At 62.4% G+C, this 17,770-nt stretch carries 19 protein-coding genes; 10 read left to right on the top strand and 9 right to left on the bottom strand.

Going from position 1 to position 17,770, the window contains the following annotated elements; genetic code table 11:
- Nucleotides 1-33 precede the first annotated feature (33 nt).
- A complete protein-coding gene (locus tag RCF49_RS19275; RefSeq protein WP_342644287.1) occupies nucleotides 34-243 on the top strand; it encodes a hypothetical protein in 210 nt (69 codons plus the stop codon).
- Nucleotides 244-298: 55 nt separating this feature from the next.
- Here the strand turns inward: RCF49_RS19275 and RCF49_RS19270 are convergent, their stop codons facing one another.
- Complete coding sequence (locus RCF49_RS19270) at nucleotides 299-1,000, bottom strand: GntR family transcriptional regulator (protein WP_342641407.1); 702 nt, start codon at nucleotides 998-1,000, stop codon at nucleotides 299-301.
- A gap of 120 nt (nucleotides 1,001-1,120) precedes the next feature.
- Between RCF49_RS19270 and pxpA the strand changes: the two genes are divergently transcribed.
- From pxpA to RCF49_RS19225, 9 genes are all read left to right on the top strand, one after another.
- Nucleotides 1,121-1,840 (top strand): 5-oxoprolinase subunit PxpA, encoded by a 720-nt coding sequence (gene pxpA, locus RCF49_RS19265; RefSeq protein ID WP_342641406.1) that lies wholly within the window; start codon nucleotides 1,121-1,123, stop codon nucleotides 1,838-1,840.
- A 39-nt stretch (nucleotides 1,841-1,879) separates the two neighbouring features.
- Nucleotides 1,880-2,953: a TMAO reductase system periplasmic protein TorT gene (torT, locus tag RCF49_RS19260; RefSeq protein ID WP_342641405.1), complete on the top strand. Its 1,074-nt coding sequence runs from the start codon at nucleotides 1,880-1,882 to the stop codon at nucleotides 2,951-2,953.
- Nucleotides 2,950-4,536, top strand: coding sequence for a sugar ABC transporter ATP-binding protein (locus RCF49_RS19255; protein WP_342641404.1), 1,587 nt, complete (start codon nucleotides 2,950-2,952; stop codon nucleotides 4,534-4,536). Before torT ends, RCF49_RS19255 begins: the two co-directional genes overlap by 4 nt.
- Nucleotides 4,533-5,549 (top strand): ABC transporter permease, encoded by a 1,017-nt coding sequence (locus RCF49_RS19250; protein WP_342641403.1) that lies wholly within the window; start codon nucleotides 4,533-4,535, stop codon nucleotides 5,547-5,549. The genes RCF49_RS19255 and RCF49_RS19250 overlap by 4 nt, the downstream gene beginning before the upstream one ends.
- Before the next feature lie 139 nt (nucleotides 5,550-5,688).
- Nucleotides 5,689-6,561, top strand: coding sequence for a 5-oxoprolinase subunit B family protein (locus RCF49_RS19245; RefSeq protein ID WP_342641402.1), 873 nt, complete (start codon nucleotides 5,689-5,691; stop codon nucleotides 6,559-6,561).
- Nucleotides 6,558-7,532, top strand: a complete 975-nt coding sequence (locus RCF49_RS19240) for a biotin-dependent carboxyltransferase family protein (protein ID WP_342641401.1) — start codon at nucleotides 6,558-6,560, stop codon at nucleotides 7,530-7,532. The genes RCF49_RS19245 and RCF49_RS19240 overlap by 4 nt, the downstream gene beginning before the upstream one ends.
- 17 nt (nucleotides 7,533-7,549) lie before the next feature.
- Nucleotides 7,550-7,786 carry an acetyl-CoA carboxylase gene (locus tag RCF49_RS19235; RefSeq protein WP_342641400.1) on the top strand — a complete coding sequence of 79 codons (237 nt, stop codon included), beginning with the start codon at nucleotides 7,550-7,552 and terminating at the stop codon, nucleotides 7,784-7,786.
- A gap of 4 nt (nucleotides 7,787-7,790) precedes the next feature.
- Nucleotides 7,791-9,155 carry an acetyl-CoA carboxylase biotin carboxylase subunit gene (locus RCF49_RS19230; protein WP_342641399.1) on the top strand — a complete coding sequence of 455 codons (1,365 nt, stop codon included), beginning with the start codon at nucleotides 7,791-7,793 and terminating at the stop codon, nucleotides 9,153-9,155.
- A 257-nt stretch (nucleotides 9,156-9,412) separates the two neighbouring features.
- Nucleotides 9,413-9,592: a hypothetical protein gene (locus RCF49_RS19225; RefSeq protein WP_342641398.1), complete on the top strand. Its 180-nt coding sequence runs from the start codon at nucleotides 9,413-9,415 to the stop codon at nucleotides 9,590-9,592.
- A gap of 29 nt (nucleotides 9,593-9,621) precedes the next feature.
- On the opposite strand, the gene RCF49_RS19220 is transcribed toward RCF49_RS19225, so the two are convergent.
- The 8 genes from RCF49_RS19220 to RCF49_RS19185 form a co-directional block, all read right to left on the bottom strand.
- Nucleotides 9,622-10,275: a DsbA family oxidoreductase gene (locus RCF49_RS19220; RefSeq protein ID WP_342641397.1), complete on the bottom strand. Its 654-nt coding sequence runs from the start codon at nucleotides 10,273-10,275 to the stop codon at nucleotides 9,622-9,624.
- Between the two features lie 125 nt (nucleotides 10,276-10,400).
- Nucleotides 10,401-11,264 (bottom strand): isocitrate lyase/PEP mutase family protein, encoded by an 864-nt coding sequence (locus tag RCF49_RS19215; protein WP_342641396.1) that lies wholly within the window; start codon nucleotides 11,262-11,264, stop codon nucleotides 10,401-10,403.
- Nucleotides 11,257-12,111 (bottom strand): amidohydrolase family protein, encoded by an 855-nt coding sequence (locus RCF49_RS19210; RefSeq protein ID WP_342641395.1) that lies wholly within the window; start codon nucleotides 12,109-12,111, stop codon nucleotides 11,257-11,259. The genes RCF49_RS19215 and RCF49_RS19210 overlap by 8 nt, the downstream gene beginning before the upstream one ends.
- Entirely contained in the window at nucleotides 12,108-12,878 is a 771-nt protein-coding gene (locus RCF49_RS19205; RefSeq protein WP_342641394.1) for an enoyl-CoA hydratase/isomerase family protein, read from the bottom strand. The genes RCF49_RS19210 and RCF49_RS19205 overlap by 4 nt, the downstream gene beginning before the upstream one ends.
- Nucleotides 12,879-12,894: 16 nt before the next feature.
- Complete coding sequence (locus RCF49_RS19200) at nucleotides 12,895-14,094, bottom strand: ABC transporter substrate-binding protein (RefSeq protein ID WP_342641393.1); 1,200 nt, start codon at nucleotides 14,092-14,094, stop codon at nucleotides 12,895-12,897.
- Between the two features lie 20 nt (nucleotides 14,095-14,114).
- Nucleotides 14,115-16,163, bottom strand: a complete 2,049-nt coding sequence (locus tag RCF49_RS19195; RefSeq protein ID WP_342641392.1) for an acetate--CoA ligase family protein — start codon at nucleotides 16,161-16,163, stop codon at nucleotides 14,115-14,117.
- 15 nt (nucleotides 16,164-16,178) lie between these two features.
- A complete protein-coding gene (locus RCF49_RS19190) occupies nucleotides 16,179-16,601 on the bottom strand; it encodes a Zn-ribbon domain-containing OB-fold protein (protein WP_342641391.1) in 423 nt (140 codons plus the stop codon).
- Nucleotides 16,598-17,761 (bottom strand): thiolase family protein, encoded by a 1,164-nt coding sequence (locus tag RCF49_RS19185; protein WP_342641390.1) that lies wholly within the window; start codon nucleotides 17,759-17,761, stop codon nucleotides 16,598-16,600. Before RCF49_RS19185 ends, RCF49_RS19190 begins: the two co-directional genes overlap by 4 nt.
- Nucleotides 17,762-17,770: the final 9 nt, after the last annotated feature.

Below are 17,770 nucleotides of genomic sequence, written 5' to 3'. Positions count from 1 at the left end.
TCGGGATCAAGCAAGAGGGCAGATATCGAGCTCATGCCGACACCAGAAGCGCGCGTATATTCGATGGAAGCAGATCCAGAGGGGCCAGTGGTTGCCGGCAAATGCGTTTGCCAGGGGTATCCGCGCTGCACACTGGCGGATCACGAGGTTCTGCTCGCACAGATCATTGGTTGCCGCTGGTGCAGACGCATCTATGTCTATGCGAGCGGGCGCGAGGTTCTGGACGGGCCGGGTGAAGCTTAGGCTCGGCTCAGGCTTGCTGGTCCCGTGGCACGATCAAAGATCTGGGCCTGCCTGATCACTCCTCGGCCGCGATCGGCATATTGCTTTCGATAATATCCGCGGTAATGGCAATGCGGGCCGCTTCTGCATTGCGCGCGATGATCGCGTCATAGACCTTCTCGTGGAAGCCGACCGAGCGCAGGATATGGGCGTGATCGGGTGTCGACATGCGCACCAGCGGACCAATGCGCATCCAGAGCGGCTCCAGCAGGCTCGCGATGAAGGAGATGCCGCTCGCCTCCGCGATCTCCATGTGGAAGCGGTAATTTGCCTCGAGGAAAAGGTCCAAATCGGCAGTATCCGCTGAACGGCGGATATCGGCGCAGCATGAGGCGAGCGTTGCAAGCTGCTGCTCAGAGCGCGCGGTCGCTGCGGCTGCCACAGCCTCGCTCTCCAGCAATACACGCAGCCGCGAAATATCCTGCTGCTCCTTCACGGAGAGAACCGGTACCATCATGGTGCGCGCGGGCGTCGACACGAGGCAGCCGATGCTCTCCAACCGCTGCAGCGCATCGCGCACCGGCATCGCACTCGTCCCAAGCGATTTCGCAAGCCAGCGCAGCGGCAGCTTCTGGCCTGGCGCAAAGCGGCCCATCATCAGATTGCGCTTGAGAATGGTGAAAATCTGCTCGTGCAGCATCTCACGGGTGACTGGATAGAGATCGGGATTCTCGGATCCCGTGCTGTGCGGCAGGGGGACGGGCGATGCGCTTTCCATTCACCTTTTCTTTCTCAGTGGGGCCAGCTCACCCAGACCGAAGAGAGTTATTGACAGGAGGCCAATTGCCTTTCAGTTTAGCCGTAATTTGTTATAACACAAGACAGGGGTGGGTTGCTGATGGTCACGTTAAACTGTGACATGGGCGAGAGCTATGGCAACTGGCGCTTCGGCGATGATGAAGGCATCATGCCTCACGTCGATTGCGTGAATGTCGCCTGCGGATTCCATGCGGCGGATCCGATGACGATGCAGCGCACGGTCCGGTTGGCTGTTCAGCATGGCAAGGCGATCGGCGCGCATCCCTCCCTCCCCGATCGCGAGGGCTTCGGCCGACGCGAAATGCACCTCAAGCCGGACGAGCTGACCGCCGCCTTCGTTTATCAGATCGGCGCACTCGCAGGCTTCCTGCGGGCCGAGGGGGTCGAGCTCGCCCACGTAAAGCCGCATGGCATCATCTATGGCATGGCGGCACGCGATCTCGACACAGCACGAGCAATTGCAGCCGCCGTGAAGGTGTTTGGCGTGCCGCTTTTCGGCATGGCCGGCACCAATCACGAGGTTGCGGCCCGCGAATTGGGGGTAGCCTTTGTCGGCGAGTTCTTCGCGGATTTGTCCTATGGTCCGCAAGGACAGCTGATCATTCCGCGCACGCATTCACCCGTCGATCTCGACGCTGCGGCCGATCGGCTGGCGAAGGCCCTGGTCAGTGGGGAGGTTGCCGCGACGGATGGAACGCCGCTGAAAATCCAGTTCAGCACGATCTGCATCCATTCCGATCCGCCCAATGCGCGCGATGTGGCCGCGCGTATGCGTCAGGTGATCGACACGGCGAAATGAAAGAGGGCCGAGGCGGCCCCACTCATGGAGGGAGTTATCATGAAGAGTATGGTTGCGAAGCTCGCGCTTCTGCTCGTTGCAAGCGCGTTGGTCCCGTCTGGCGCATGGGCACAGGATGCGGCGACCAGCATTCCGGTCGAGCTGGTGACAGACCAGGGTAAGAAAGATGCGGAATGGCCGCTGATCCAGGCCAATGAAATCAGCAAGCCGTGGAATATCTGCGTGCTGTTCCCGCACCTCAAGGACAGCTACTGGGTGGCCGCCAATTACGGTGTCGCGGACGAGATCAAGCGCACCAAGACATCCATGACCCTCTATGAGGCGGGCGGCTATACCAATCTGTCCACTCAGCTTTCACAGATGGACAATTGCATCGCGCAAGGGGCTGACGGCATCATCCTGGGCGCGATCAGCGCGGACGGCGTCGGCGCCCTGGTCAAGAAGGCCACGGATGCCGGCATCCCGGTCATCGATTTCGTCAATGGGGTGAACGAGCCGTCCGTTTCAGGACACGCGCTGGTCAGCTTCTATGATCTTGCTTACACGACGGGCAAATATATCGTCGACCAATCCGGCGGCAAACCGCTGAAAGTGGGCTTCTTCCCCGGGCCGCAGGGTGCTGGATGGTCGGATGACGCGGTGCGCGGCTTCAATGACGCGATCAAAGGATCGCAGGTCGAAGTGGTCGTCACGCGGCGCGGGGATACGGGCCTCAACGTGCAGCTCGACCTGATCTCCAACGCGCTGCTGACCTATGAGGATATCGACTGGGTGGTCGGGGTCGACATCGCGGCCGAGGCGGGTGCTATCGCCGTGCGCAATGCCGGGCTCGCGGACAAGGTGAATGTCGCTGCCTTCGATATCATCCCGCCGGTCTATGAGGACATCAAGGCAGGCGCGACCAAGGCTTCGCCCACCGACTTCACCACGCTGCAGGGCCGACTTGCGGTCGACATGGTGCTGAGGCTCCTGGAGGGCAAGGAACTGCTTGCCAAGCGGGCTGGACCGAAGCCGCAGATGGTCACCTCCGAGACGCTGAACAATTTCGAATATACGGACATGTTCGCGCCCAAGGACTTCAAGGTCGTCTTCAATTTGACCGAAGGCAAATGACCGCAGTCGCGAGCCGGATGAGAGAGGGCGAGGAGCTGATCTCGCTCTCTCATGCATCCAAGTTCTATGGCAGCTTCGCCGCTCTGAAGGATGTCTCGCTGGCCTTGCGCCGAGGCGAGGTACACATGCTGCTGGGCGAAAATGGCGCGGGCAAGTCCACACTCGTCAGCCTGTTGACGGGTGTGAACAGGCTGGATGAAGGCGAGCGCAAGCTCAATGGTGTGCCCGCGCCCTATATGACACCGGCGGAAGCCAGGGCGTCGGGCATCAATGCCGTGCTCCAGGATTTCAGCCTCGCGCCGGCGATGACGGTGGAGGAAAATTACGGTCTCGGGCGTGAGCCCGTCAGAGGCGGGCTCGTCGACCGCAAGCGCCTGCGGGCGGAGACCATGGATGCGCTCGCCAAGCTCAATCTGCACTTTCGCCCCACGGCGCGGGTCGACAGCCTCGCGCGGGCTGAACAGCAGCTACTTGAAATTGCACGCGCCTTAGGCGGCCGACCCGGCGCGCTCATTCTGGACGAGCCGACGGCATCGCTGAGCCATGATGAGTCCGAGCGTCTGTTCGAGATCGTGCGGCAGCTGCGCGACGAGGGCTGGGCAATCCTCTATATCAGCCATCGCATGGAGGAAATTCGCCGGCTGGGCGATGTGGTGACGATCCTGCGCGATGGACGCATGGCGGGCCATTACCGCCTGGCGGAGGTCAGCAATGACCGGCTCATCGCGGATATGGTCGGGCGCGAGATGGCTCATTTCTATCCCGACATTCCGCACAAGCCGGGGCCGGTGAAGCTCGAAACCCAATCCCTCAGCTCGGGTGAGAGCGTCAAGGCCGTCTCGATCAAAGTGCATGCGGGCGAGATTGTCGGCCTGGGTGGGCTCGTCGGGTGCGGCAAGTCGGAGCTCGCGCGCGCGATCTTCGGACTGCGGCCATTAACGCAGGGCAAGATCCAGCTCGATGGGCAGGAGGTACGCGATCCCGCCCCGGCACGCATGCTGGAAAAGGGCCTCATCTACCTGCCGCAGGATCGCCGGGGCGAGGCGCTGGCGCTCGACCGCTCGGTGGCTGAGAATATGACGGTGGAGGTGCTGACCGAGCCGCAATATGCCCGGTCCGGCTTTATTCGCCGCCGTAGCCTCTCGGGGCTGGTCGCCAATCTCCTCCAGGCCCTCAATGTCGCGCCGCCCGATCCAACCAAGAAGGTGGCGCAGTTCTCCGGCGGGAATCAGCAGAAGGTGGTGCTGGGGCGCGCATTGTCGCGACCGCGGAAGGTCTATGTTTTCGAGGAGCCGACCGCCGGTATCGACGTGGGCGCGAGGCTCGATTTCTATCGGCAGCTCGAGCGGCTCTGTTCGGAGGGCGCCGCCATCCTGCTGATCACCTCGGATTTGCAAGAACTCGTTCACCTCGCGCATCGGGCCTATGTGATGCATGCCGGCGAGCTGGTTGCCGAATTACCCAAGAGCGGTTTGCGCGAGGAGGCCGTGGTCGCCTATGCCTTCGGCGAAAAACCGCAGAGCGCACCGGAAGATCTCTATCCCGGTGCGAGTGCCGCTTCCCAAAGAGGAGTGTCGAGATGACCGACCTGCGCACCACCGCGGGACATCCCCGCACAACGGGTAGTGCCATCAGCGGCACCCTGATGCGCTTCGGCGCGCTGCCGATCATCCTTTTGCTGATGATCATCGTCTTCCAGTTCGGAAACAGCCGGTTCCTCAGCACAATGAACCTGCTCAACATGAGCCAGCAGGGCGTGTTCCTGATGCTCATCGCTCTGGGGCAGATGATCGTACTGGTGGCCGGCGGGTTCGATCTGTCGGTCGGGGCGGTCGTGGCCCTCACATCGGTGATCACGGCCAAGGTGATGGTCGCGGTGGCCGCCGCCTATCCGGACATGGAGGCGTTCGCCATCGTTCTCGGGTTCGGTGCAGCCATCATCATCGGGTTGATCTGCGGGCTGATAAATGGTCTCGGCGTCGCCATATTGAAGGTCAATGCCTTCATCGTGACGCTCGCCACGGCCTCGATTTTCAAAGGCTTTACCCTGGTCATCTCACAAGGGGTGCAGGTGGGGGGCCTTCCGCGGACATTCATCTATGAGATCGGCTCGGGCAAGATCTTGGGCCTGCCAACCTCGCTGATCCTCGCCTTGCCGGCGCTGGCGGCCGTGTGGCTTGCCATGCACCATATGCGCTTCGGACGGTATCTCTATTCCATCGGATCAAATATCAAATCGGCGGTGGTCGCGGGCGTCGCGGTCAATCGGAAGCTCATTCTGGCCTATGTGATCTGCTCGACCATCACGGCCTTCTCGGGATGGCTTTTGACCGCGCGGGTGTCATCGGGCGAGCCATTGCTGGGCGGTGAATTCCCGCTCAACTCGATCGCGGCGGCGGTGATCGGCGGCTGCTCGCTGCGTGGTGGCGAGGGAACCGTGCCGGGCGTTCTGCTCGGGGTGATCTTCATCACGGTGCTCGCGAATGGCATGGACCTGCTGCGGATCGGGTCAAACTATCAGATGATCGTGCTCGGCGTGGTGCTGGTGGGCGGCGTGGTGCTCGACCGCTACCGGGCCGCATCCGTCACGCGCTGACCGCCAGTCTTGGAAGGCATGATGGCATCGACAGGGCTGATCTTCAGAGCCATCGGCGATAGGCTGGCGTCGTGCCCGCCGCTGATCGCCACTGAACATTCTATGCAAGGGCTAGCCGAGACGAGAGGGGAGAACCACTGTGATCTATGAGCAGCCGAGATTTCTCCCGGGAGGAGACAGGTATATCCTGATCGAATTCGGGAATGAGATGAACCTCGACCTCAACTTCATGGCGCAGGGACTAGCCAGCGCCGTGGCGGAGGCCGGCATCTCGGGGATTATCGAAACCGCACCGTGCTTTGCCTCTCTGCTCGTCCATTACGAGCCGGAGCGCATTTCCTATCATGATGTGGTCCGGGAGCTTTCCGGCCTCGTGGGGGCGCTGGGTCCGTCGGATGACATCAGGCTGCCGAGCCGGCTGTTCTATTTCCCGACCCTCTATCTCGATCCGTGGTGCGCGGAGTGTGTCGCGGATTATCGCGCACGGATCGCCGACAAGGTGCCGGATCCCGAGCTGATCGTTCAGGAGAACGGGCTCAAGGACGTGAACCAGTTCGTGCAGCTGCACTCATCATCGGAATTCTGGGTGGCATCGCTGGGCTTCTGGCCAGGGCTGCCCTTCCTCATGCCGCTTGATCCGCGCGCTCGGTTCACCGCGCCGAAATACAACCCGCCTCGCACCAACACACCGCAGGGTGCGATCGGCCTCGGGGGTGCCGCCAATTCCATCTATCCGGTGGCGACGCCGGGCGGGTATCAGATCTTTGCGCGCACGCCCGTGCCGATCTGGGATCAGTCCGGGGTCAACCCTGCCTTCGAGGGTGATCTCTGCCTGTTCAGGCCGGGTGACCGGATCCGCTTCATTCCCGTGACCCGCGAGGATTATGACGCGGTCGCGGAGCAGGTCGCGGCGGGCACCTACACCTATAACGTGGTCGAGTACCAGACCTTTGTCGTCGCGGATTACAAGCGCTGGCTCACCAAGCTCAATGGAAAGGCGAAGGTGCAATGATCACGGTCGTAAAACCTGGCCTCGAAACCTCAATTCAGGATTATCCGGGGCGGCTTGGCTATTGGAACCAGGGGTTCCCGCCGTCAGGGCCGATGGATAGCTGGTCGTTCCGCATGGCCAATGTGCTGGTGGGCAATGCGCCCGGCGCGGCCGGGCTTGAATGCCAGATGCTAGGACCAACGCTTCGGTTCGACCGGGACATGGTGATCGCGGTGTGCGGCGCCGATATGCGCCCGACCCTCGATGGCGAGCCGTTGCCTATGTGGCAGTCGGTGCCGGTCAAGGCCGGACAGGAGCTGGTCATGGGTGCAGCGCGTGTGGGCGCGCGCGCTTATCTCGCGGTCGCTGGCGGGTTCGCCAATGACGAGAGGCTTGGCTCACGCTCGACATTCCACAAGGCTGGAGTGGGCGGCATTGACGGCCATGCGATCAAGGCCGGACAAAGCCTGCCCGTGGCTGAGGCCCGCGGCACGCCGGGGCTGATGGTGCCCCCTGAGGCGCGCCCGGCCATCCGGACCGACAAGGTGTGGGATATCGAGGTCTGCGCCGGGCCGAACGATGACTGGATCGATGCGGCCGGACAGGAGCGCTTCCTCACCGCGGACTGGCGGGTTTCCTCGAAGTCAGACCGCACCGGCTTTCGGCTGGAAGGGCCGGAATGGACCTTCGCGGAAAAGGCTTACAACAAGCCGCCGGAGCATGGCTCGCTGCCGGCCAATATCATCGATCACGGCTATCCGCTCGGCGCGATCAACCTCGCCGGCCAGACGCCGATCATCCTGGTGAATGACGGGCCATCGATGGGCGGCTTCATCAATCCCTATACGGTGCCATCTGCGGCATTCTGGAAACTGGGCCAGACCAAGCCTGGAGAGATCTTGCATTTCCGGCTTGTGTCGGTCGAGCAAGCGCAGGAAATGGCAGCAAAACTAACCCGGCTGTGCGTTCGCGAAACGCTGATTTCGGCCTGAGAGGAGAGACTTCAGTCATGAGCAAGCAGGTTCTCGCACCCCTCCCCGGCGTCTTCTATCGCCGCCCCTCGCCTGCCGAGCCGCCCTTCGCGGAAGAAGGCGGTGCGATCGAGGCCGGCGCAACCATTGGCCTCGTCGAGGTCATGAAATCCTTCTACCCCGTCGAGGCGGTGGAAGGCGGCACAGTCGTGAAATTCCTGGTGGCGGACGGCGATGCCGTGGATGCGGACCAGCCGATCGCCGAGCTCACGTGACCCCATGACGATCAAGACCCTGTTCATCGCCAATCGCGGTGAAATTGCGGTGCGGGTGATCCTCGCGGCGAAGGCGCTGGGCATCCGCACGGTGCAGGCGGCGAGCGAGGCCGATACCGACATGCTGGCCGCGCGCATGGCGGACCAGGTGGTGGTCCTCGGTGGCGCGCCAGCTGCCCAATCCTATCTCAATATTCCGGCGGTGCTCGATGCGATCCGCAGCAGCGGGGCGGACGCGGTGCATCCGGGCTATGGCTTTTTGTCGGAAAACGCAGATTTCGTCGAGCAGGTCGAGCGGATGGGGGTGACCTTTGTCGGCCCCACGGCCGAGACCATTCGCAAGATGGGCGATAAATCTGCAGCGCGGGCCGAGGCCATTGCCGCGGGCGTGCCGGTGGTTCCCGGGAGCACAGGCGATGTGGCCGATGCCCAGGAGGCGCAAGCGGTCGCGCGCGAGATCGGCTATCCCGTGATGATCAAGGCGCGGGCGGGCGGCGGCGGGCGCGGCATTCGCATTTCGGGCAGCGCCGACGAGCTGTCCTCTCTCATCCCGCAGGCCAAGGCCGAAGCCCGTGCGGCATTCGGGGATGATGCCCTTTATCTCGAGCGCTATATTCCGCGTGCGCGGCATGTAGAGGTGCAGGTCCTGGGCGATGGCGAGCGTGTCGTTCATCTGTTCGAACGGGAATGCTCGCTGCAGCGCAAGCGTCAGAAGGTGTGGGAAGAGGCCCCGGCCGCAGCGCTTCCGCCAGCAACGCGAGAGGCCTTATGCGAGAGCGCCGTGGCGCTTGCCACGCGTGTCGGCTATCGAGGCGCAGGCACACTCGAATATCTCTATGATGAGGGAACGGGCGCGTTCTTCTTCATCGAGATGAATACCCGCATTCAGGTCGAGCATCCCGTCACCGAAATGATCACCGGCATCGATCTCGTGCAGGCGCAATTGCGCATTGCGGGCGGTGAGAAGCTGTGGCTCTCCCAAAGAGATATCCAGGCAAAGGGCCATGCGATCGAGGTGCGCATCAATGCGGAAAATCCCGACCGCATGTTCATGCCCTCGCCCGGCACGGTCTCGGCGCTGACCGTTCCGCACGAGGATGTCGCGCGGTTCGATACGATGCTGTTTGCCGGCTACAAGGTGGTGCCATTCTATGATTCGCTGATTGGCAAGCTGATCGTCTATGGACGGGACCGGGCCGATGCGCTGGTCAGGCTCGAGGCCGCTCTCGACGGACTGCAGATCGAGGGTATTGCGACGACCCGCAGCCTGCACAAGGCGCTTTTGGGCGCTCCCGACGTTCGCGCGGGCAACGTGCACACCACCTGGCTTGAAGACTGGATGAAGGACCGCGCGTCGGATCCCAAGTAGAAATAGGCATCTTCACTTCGCTCGAAAATGCTGTAGCGGCTCCCGGTCGGTCGAGATGCCGACCCGGGGCACGCGCCTCAGCCCGCGGTTTCCTGTCGCGGGATTGTCGTAAATCGGCCCACTCGAAACTATCTGTTTTTCATGCGCTGCGAGTCTCACCCGCGGCGTTGTCACGGCGTCCATTTCGCAAACCACAAGCGCAACCCGCACGGCGCAATAGGTGTTCGCATTTCACTCACTCCAAGCAAGAGGTCTCGATGATGGAGCGTGCTCCCTCGCATTTACAGGGTCCGGCCAGCGATCCAGACAAGATCGTCGCCGAGTATCAGGCCGCCATTGAAGCCGTTCGCCGGAGGACAAAGGAGTTGCAGGCCATGCGCCAGGCCCATCAGGCCCGGTCGCCAGCGAGCCAAGATTCCGTGGGTGAACGCCGCTGAACAGCGCCTTCCGGCGCCTAGGAAATGCTCTAGCGCTGAGCCGTCAGCGCCTGCACAAACTGCTCGAACTGCTCGCGTGGATAAAGCCCGGGGATCAGGTGGCCTGAGGTGAACCATGCGGGCGTGCCGCGAACACCCAGCCGACGGCCCAGCATTTCCGACTGATCCACCAGCAGATTGGCCCTGCCATCCTCCAGTGCGGCATGCATCTCCGCAATGTCGATGCCCGCTTCAGCTGCATGCCGGTCGATGACCTCGCGGTCGCCGATATCCTCACGATGAGCAAAATGCGCGGCGAAGAGGGCCGCCTCGAACGTTCGAAAGCTCTGCGGAGCATGCCGCCTCGTCCATTCTGCCGCAGCGAGAGCCATGCGGGTGTTCGGCAGACGATCCGGCCAGACAAGAGGGAGGCCCGCCGCTTTCGCCTCCGCTTCGATATGCGGATATATCGGGCCTGTGCGCTCGCCCACGACGCGCCCACCGCGTGGAATATCGGGATGAGCCTCGAAGGGAATATCCACGACTTCGAACCCGTGATTCTCGAAGATCGTGTTGCGCTGCTGGCCGACATAGCAGAACGGGCAGAGGAAATCGTACCAGTGGAGCACCCGCGGCGTTTGCTCCGTTCCATCGGGAATGCTCAGCGGCTCATCGAGTGAAATTGCGCGGGATCTCTCGGCCATGTGGCACCTCGCGGGGAAGGGCTAACGCCCGTGACGTGCCAGTCTCATCCGAGCAAAGACGCTCCGCAATGTGGCAATCGGCCGTTATCGTCGCGTTTAATCAAGATGCTCGCTGGTGAGGATATTCAGTCCTGCCGATATTTCTCCTCGAAAGCCCAGATGTCCTCGAAGCCGATCAGCTTGTTGAACTCCTCGAAGGGATAGAAGGGCAGACCGTGACCGGTGCTCGTGCCCGTCCGCTTGAGATAGGTATAAACCTCACGCAAAACGCCGCCGGCCGCCAGAAATCCCAGACCGGGGTGGATGGCGAGGGAGAAGCCGAGCGCCCGCAGCTGGTCAGCCTTCAGGATGGGCGTGCGGCCCCCATCCACCATGTTGGCGAGCACAGGAATGGAGAAGCTTGCGCCGATCCGCGCCAGCTCCTCTTCGGTTTCGGGGGATTCAATAAACAGAATATCGGCACCGGCCTCCGCATAGGCATGGCCCCGTTCCAGGGCTTCCTCAAGACCATGCGCCGTGCGGGCATCCGTGCGCGCGATCAGCAGGAGATCAGGACTGTGCCGTGAATCAACGGCCACCTTGATCTTGTCGACCATCTCTGATTTCGGGATCACCCGCCGGTTCTTTGTGTGACCGCATTTCTTCGGGAAATGCTGATCCTCGATCTGAACAGCCGTCACGCCGGCTCGCTCGTAGCCGCGCACCGTGTGGCGCACATTCAAGAGACCGCCATAGCCGGTATCTGCATCGGCAATAAGGGGTGTCTTGATGCGTTCGACGATGGCGGAGGCACGTGCGAGCATATCAGTGTAGGTGGCAAGTCCCGCGTCAGGCAGGCCGAGATAGGAGGCAACAGTGCCATATCCCGTCATGTACAAAGCGGGAAATCCCATGCCATCGGCGACAAGTGCGGAGATCAGATCGTAGACGCCGGGCGCCAGAATGAACTCTTTTCGCTGAAGCCGCTGCTTCAGGGTCGGGTCAGGCATGGGAGGTCCCTTTGTTCGGCTGAGATCCGGCGAATAGCGCGCGCGCATTTCCACCCAGGATCGCTGCACATTCCTCGTCGGTAAGCGAAGAGCTCAAAAGCTCGTAGATGGGAAATGGGTGGTTGAACAGTTTCGGAAACGAGTAGAAATCGGTCCCAAGCAGGAGCCTATGCGCACCGATGCGCGCCACGAAGCTTTCGACGAGATGGGCGACCGAGATCATGACGCCGGTATCGAAGATGATATTCGGGTGCTTGGACGCGAGATAGGTCATCCAATGGGCTTGATCGGGGGAGGAGAAGCCGTCGAGAGCCACGAAGGTGAGATCCGGGTGGCGATCGGCCAGGATCTCAAGGCGCCAGGGAGATTCCAGGGTTGAATCGGCGATGATGTGCACGAAGGCCGGCACGCCGTGCTGCTTGAGCCGGTCGAGGAACGCGTCCATCATCGGATGATCGAGTACGGTGCCCTGAAACCGGTGGTGCCATACGATCGCTTTCATCCCGAGCTCGGTGAGACAGCGATCGATCTCATCCAGAGCCCCGTCACCCTCAAGAGGGCTGACCGTGCCCAGAGCGGCCGTGAAGCGGTCAGGATGGCGATCCCGGTATCGGGCAACGAAGTCGTTGACGCGCTTCGTATCCTCCAGACCATTCGGCGCTGGATAGCCATTCGCCGGCATGATGACCGCTTCGGCGATGTGATGATCATCCATATAGCGCAGGCGGGCGGCGATATCGTCCTCAAGCGAGGGCGCGCTGCCGCCGCCGGAGGCGCGGGCCACAGCATCGAGGCGACCAACGTGATGGTGGATGTCGACGACGTCGAATTGGTCGTGACTTCTCATCTCTTGCTCCAGAAGCGCTGATAATCAGGCGGACGCTTTTCGAGAAAGGCGCTGAGGCCCTCGCGCCATTCCGCTGGGGGCACCGCAAGCAGGCTCTGCCGAACCTGCTTCCAATCGGTGGGCGTGTGCTGGCGCAGCGCCGATTTGATCGCCGTTATCGCGCCGGGAGAGCCCGCACCGGTGATGTTTCGGGCGAGGTCGACCGCTATGTCGATGAGACCGTCCGATGCGGTTATCTGTTTAACCAGGCCCAAAGCCTGCGCCTCCTCCGCCGAGAGCGGACGGGCCGTCAATGCGAGATCGAGCGCCTGCCTGCGGCCGATGATCGGCGCCAGGCGGGCGAGCGCGGTGTTGGGAATAACCCCGTGCCTCACCTCGGGAATGGCGAAAGTCGCGCGGTCGGCGGCGATCACCACATCGCAGCACAAGGTCAGCTCGAAGCCGCCGCCATAGGCCACGCCGTTAACGGCCGCGAGTGTCAACCGTGGGCTCTTATCGAGCTGCTCGAAGATGTCGATGGGATCGGGGCCATCGGCGCGGCCTTCCATCCAGCCGGCTTCGAGCAGGTCGCGAATATCGGCGCCAGCACAGAAGGCCTTTCCGGCCCCAGTGATGACGATCGCCCGGACATCGCTGCTTTCGATCTCATCGAGGCAGTGCCGCAGCGCGCCGACAAGAGCGCGAGACAACACATTCCGTCGTTCGGGATCGTTCAGGGTCACGAGCGCGATGTGGTCGCGCCGTTCCCATATGACGGGCGCCGTCATGGTCTGGTCCTCCGCCTCAGTTCGCGGGATATTGCAGCTGACCGCTCGCCTTCTCTGGCGGCCAGACCACGGCCTGACCCTCGTTCTTGTACTGCCAAGCGATCATATTCTCGTCGGTCAGCAGCTGGTGCTTGGCGCCGCCTTCCGAGGGCTTGTACTTGATCGGACCGTAAGGCGAGTTGTAAGTCTGCTCGGCAAGGGCCTTCAGGACCTTGTCCCGATCGAAGGAACCGGCCGCCTTCACTCCTTCGATCAGAGTCAGCATAGCGGTATAGCCCTGCACCACCGGCGCCTGGACGGGCACGTCGCCCGGCAGAAAGGCTTCCGCGCGCTGGATGAAATCCTGCAGTCCCTCGGTCTTCTGCTCGCGGGCCCATTCTCCAATCACGGCGACGCCCGGGCCGAAATCACCAAAATCGGTGCGCTTCTCGCCCGCGGAAACGATCAGGAGAAGCTTCGGCTTGATGTCGAGATCACGGATCTGGCGTGCGACCTGGATATTGTCACCGGAATAAGCAACCAGGAAGAAGACGTCCGGATTGAGCGACTTCACCTTCGTCAGGATCGAGGAGAAGTCCGGACTGCCGCCCTTGAAGGGCTCGCGCATCACGATGTCGAAGCCGCCCTTGGGCAGATATTCTTCGCTGAACCGGGCAGCGTCGGACCCGTAAAGACCATCCTCATAGGCGATGGCGACGGTCTTCGGCTTGGGGGTGATGCTCTCGAAGAAGCGCGTGGCCGCCTTCTGGCGGTGATAATCCCAGATATAGACGTGGAAATACCAATCTTCCTTGCCGAAGGCCTGCTCGATCTTGGTCGAAGAGGAGGCCGCATGCACGAAGATGGGGGAATATCTGCGAACACTCTGCAAAAGAGCGATATCGGAGGTGCTGCCATAGCCGCCGACAAAGGCGAAGACTTTATCCTGTGTCGCCATCTTCGCACCGATCGTCGCCGCCGTGTTCGGCTCGCTCTTGGTATCCTCGATCACCAGCTCGATCTTGCGACCTAGCAGGCCGCCGGCATCGTTCGCCTCCTTGGTCGCGAACTCGATGCCTTGCAGAATGAGCTGGCCTGCCTGCGCCAGAGGCCCAGTCAAAGGCATCGGCACGCCGATCTTGATCGGCTCGCCTTCCTGGGCGCTGGCGCTGATCGTCGACATGGCGCCGAGGGCGATGGCCACGCCGATGCCCAAAGCGGTTCTGATCCACTTCATGGTGTTCCCTCCTCTGGTTATCATCGTGCTCGCTGAACGGCCGCATCGACCGCGGCAGCTCCGTGGGGGCCGACAGTCACCGGATTGAGCTCGATCTGGCTCACCACTCCGCGCGAGGCCATGGCCAAATCGGCAAATCTCTCGAGAAATTCGAGCGCGGCCTCGAAGCCGGTCATGCCGCGAAAGCCCTTGGCGAGGGCATTCCCGATCAGGGTTCGGGTGAGCGTTGCCCTCACCGTTTCTCTACTGGCCGGGAGCGCAATGAAAGCCACGTCCTTGACCAGCTCGGTCAGGCGACCGCCGGAGCCGATCATCATCACCAGGCCGAACTCCGGATGCTCAAAGCTCGATACGATCAATTCCTCGCCCGGCAGAAATTGCGAAACGAGCAGCTGCCCACCGGCGAGGGCATCGATGCGCGGCCCGGCTTCGTTCAGCGCGATCTCGTCGGTGATCCCCAGAATGACACCGCCGCGATCGGAGATATGGGTCTCGTCCGCATCGGCCTTGATGACGACGGGATAGCCGACCTCCTTGCAAGCCGCGGCCAGCTCTGCGCGCGGGCAAAGCCGCCAGCGCGGCACGGGCACACCGCCCTGCTGCAGGAAGGCGAGAGACTCACTCTCTCGCAAAGGCCCAGCGCCGTCGGGCAAAGCAAGGCCGTTCCGCTCGTGCTGCGGGGTCTCCTCCTTCGCAGTGGGCCTGGCCCGTTTCATTGCGGCGAGCGACCGCGCGAGGGTGCCGGCGGAATGGAAGATGGGAATATCTGCCTCGCGCAGAATGTCCTTCGACCGGCTCTCATAGGAGCCTCCCGTCCATAGGGCGATGAGGGATGCGCCGGTGCGCTGCTTGAGATCAGCGAGCTGAACACAGACGGGCGTGTAATCCACGGCGGTGGTGATGATGGGCACGAGCGTGCGCACCGAGGCATCCTCGATGAGCACGTCGAAGACCTGGCTGTGGAGCTCGGGTTGCTCATAGCCGAGCGCGGTGATGTCGATCGGGTTATGGACGGAGATGTAATCGGGAAGCACGGTGCCAAGACGCGCCTCGATCGCAGGGTCCAACTCAGCAAAGGTCAACCCATAGGCATCGGCCTGGTCGGCAAACAGGGTGACATTTCCGCCAGAGATGGACAGCGCCGCAATCCCGTCGGCATTGGCCGCCGTGAAGCCCCGGCGCACGAGATCGGCGATCCCCAAGGCTTCATCGATGTCATCGGCGCAGATGATGCCATGCTGCTCAGCCAAGTCGCGCACCAGGCGATAATCGCCAGCCAGCGAACCCGTGTGGGAGAGCGCCATGCGCGCACCCGTCTCACCACGGCCGAGCTTCAGGAGCACGATCGGCTTGGGAAGGCCAAAGCGACGGCTGGCTTGGACGATTTCGGCGACAACGGCCTCGCTTTCGGCAACCGCCAGGATGACACGGGTGGCATCATCGCGGTTCACGAAATCGATGAGGTCGGTGAAGGACACTCCCGCCGAATTGCCGGTATTCACGACATAGCTGAAGCGCATACCCTGCTGGACGGCGAAAAAGGCGATGGTCGCATAAGCCAATCCGCCGCTTTGGGAGAGCAAGGCCACATCGCCCATCTCGGCACCGTCGCGGGCAAAGACGGGCGCGGGTGCTGCAACCACATGGTCGATGAGATTGACCATGCCCATGCAGTTCGGTCCGATGAAGGGCATGTCACCTGCCGCCTCCACCAGCGCCTGCTGCGCCGACTTGCCATCGGTGCCGGTCTCCGCATAGCCCGATGAGAAGATGGCCGCGCTGCCCACCCCCTTCTCCCGGCATTCGCTCAAGACCGCCGGCACCCGTTCCTTCGCCACCGCGATGATGCAGTGATCGACCGGTTCCGGAAGAGCCGCAACCGACGGGTAACAGCGGTGCCCGCCAACCTCTTCATAGCGAGGATTTATGGGATAGATGCGGCCCTTGAAACCGCCCTGCGCGAGGGCGGGGATGACCTGACCGGCAAGCTTGTTCGCTGCTTGAGACGCCCCCACCACAGCAATGCTCTGAGGGCTGACGAGACGGGAGATTTGCGACCGGGTTGCCATATGCTGGTGCCCTCTCTATGCGCGCTCGAAAAATGGAAGCTTCTGGCCGTCAACCTCGATGAAGCTGACCTGCACGCGATCACCGGTGCGGACGGGAGGGGCGTCGGATTTGGCCATGCGGCTCAGCATGCGCGGGCCCTCGTCGAGATCCACCAGAACGACGGTGTAGGGAAGCTGCGATTCCCAGGAGGGGCCATAGAACGAGACATGCACATCCGAATGGGAGAAGACCGTGCCCCTGCCCGCGCTCTCCTCCCAGCCGAGATCATTCGAACCGCAGGCGGGGCACAGGCGCCGCGGATAATAAAAGCGGTGGCCACAGGCGCCGCATTTGGACAAGAGCAGCTGCCCGCGATTGCAGCCCGCCCAGAACTCCTCGGAATCAACCGTTGGCCTGGGCAGGATTGCGAAATAGGTGAATTCGCTCATGGTCGTCATGCCGCCTCGAAGATCGCTACACCGCAGACGGAGAAAACGCCGCCATTGCCACTGACGATCGCACGCTTGGCGCCCTCCACCTGGCGCCTGCCCGCCGCGCCCCTGAGTTGCCGCACGGCCTCGGTCAGATGAAGCATGCCGCCGATATGCGCCTGGGAGAGCAGGCCGCCATGAGTGTTCACGGGGCAGCGTCCGCCGAGAGAGGTCGCGCCGGAGCGCACATAGGCTCCTGCCTCGCCAGGTCGGGCCATGCCGATGGCTTCGAGCGTGACGAGCACAGAGATGGTGAAGGCGTCGTGGAGCTCCGCGACATCCATGTCCTCAGGCCCCATCCCTGCGGATTCGTAGGCGTCGCGGGCAGCATCGGCCATGCCGAACTGCTCAAGGTCCGGCAGTTGCGCAATCGAGTTGTGGGTCATCTTCATGCCCATCGCGCGGATCGCCACCGGGCGGGCACCAAGGGCGCGGGCCCTGGCGCGGCTGGTGAGGACCAGGGCGCCACCGCCGTCGGAGACCAGCGAGCAATCCAGCATGCGCAACGGCGTGCTGATCATGCGGCTATTATGATGATCCTGCACCGTCATGGGCTTGTTCATCTGCGCATTGTCGTTCAGCAGCGCATGGGCGCGGGTGGTGGTGGCAACCGCAGCCAAGTCGTCGACCCCTGCGCCGTATTGATCGAAATAGCGCTGAGCAACCAAGGCATAGGGCACAACCATGCCCTGAACGGCGAAGGGCTCCTCCCATTCCTCACCGCCCATAAGGGTGTGCATGAACAGGCCTTGCGTGTTCTCGGGCCGGCCGGTTCTCGTGTTCTCGCCATAAACCACCACAGCGACCTCGCAATAGCCGGAGGTGATGGCCCAGACCGCCTGCTGCAGCATCGTCATGCCGGTGACGGTGCCGCCGACGTCGACGGTTGCCATGAAGGTGGGCTTGATCCCGAGATATTCGGACAAGGTGGTCGCGAACATGCTGTTCGGGATGGCATAGGGATCGAGATTGATCAGCCCGTCGACATCGCGCAGTCCGAGGCCGGCATCGGCCAATGCGTTCTGCACGGCCCAGGCTTGGATTTGCACCGGCTGATAGCCCGGCAATTTGCCGACCGGGGTCTCGCCGATCCCCACAATCACAACGTCATCCGATACCCTGGGCATCACTCCTCC

It is taken from the genome of Rhodoligotrophos sp. CJ14 (genome assembly GCF_038811545.1).
Classification (GTDB): domain Bacteria; phylum Pseudomonadota; class Alphaproteobacteria; order Rhizobiales; family Im1; genus Rhodoligotrophos; species Rhodoligotrophos ferricapiens.
Note: the sequence above shows the minus strand (reverse complement) of the source record. Positions and strands in the feature narration are given on the sequence as shown.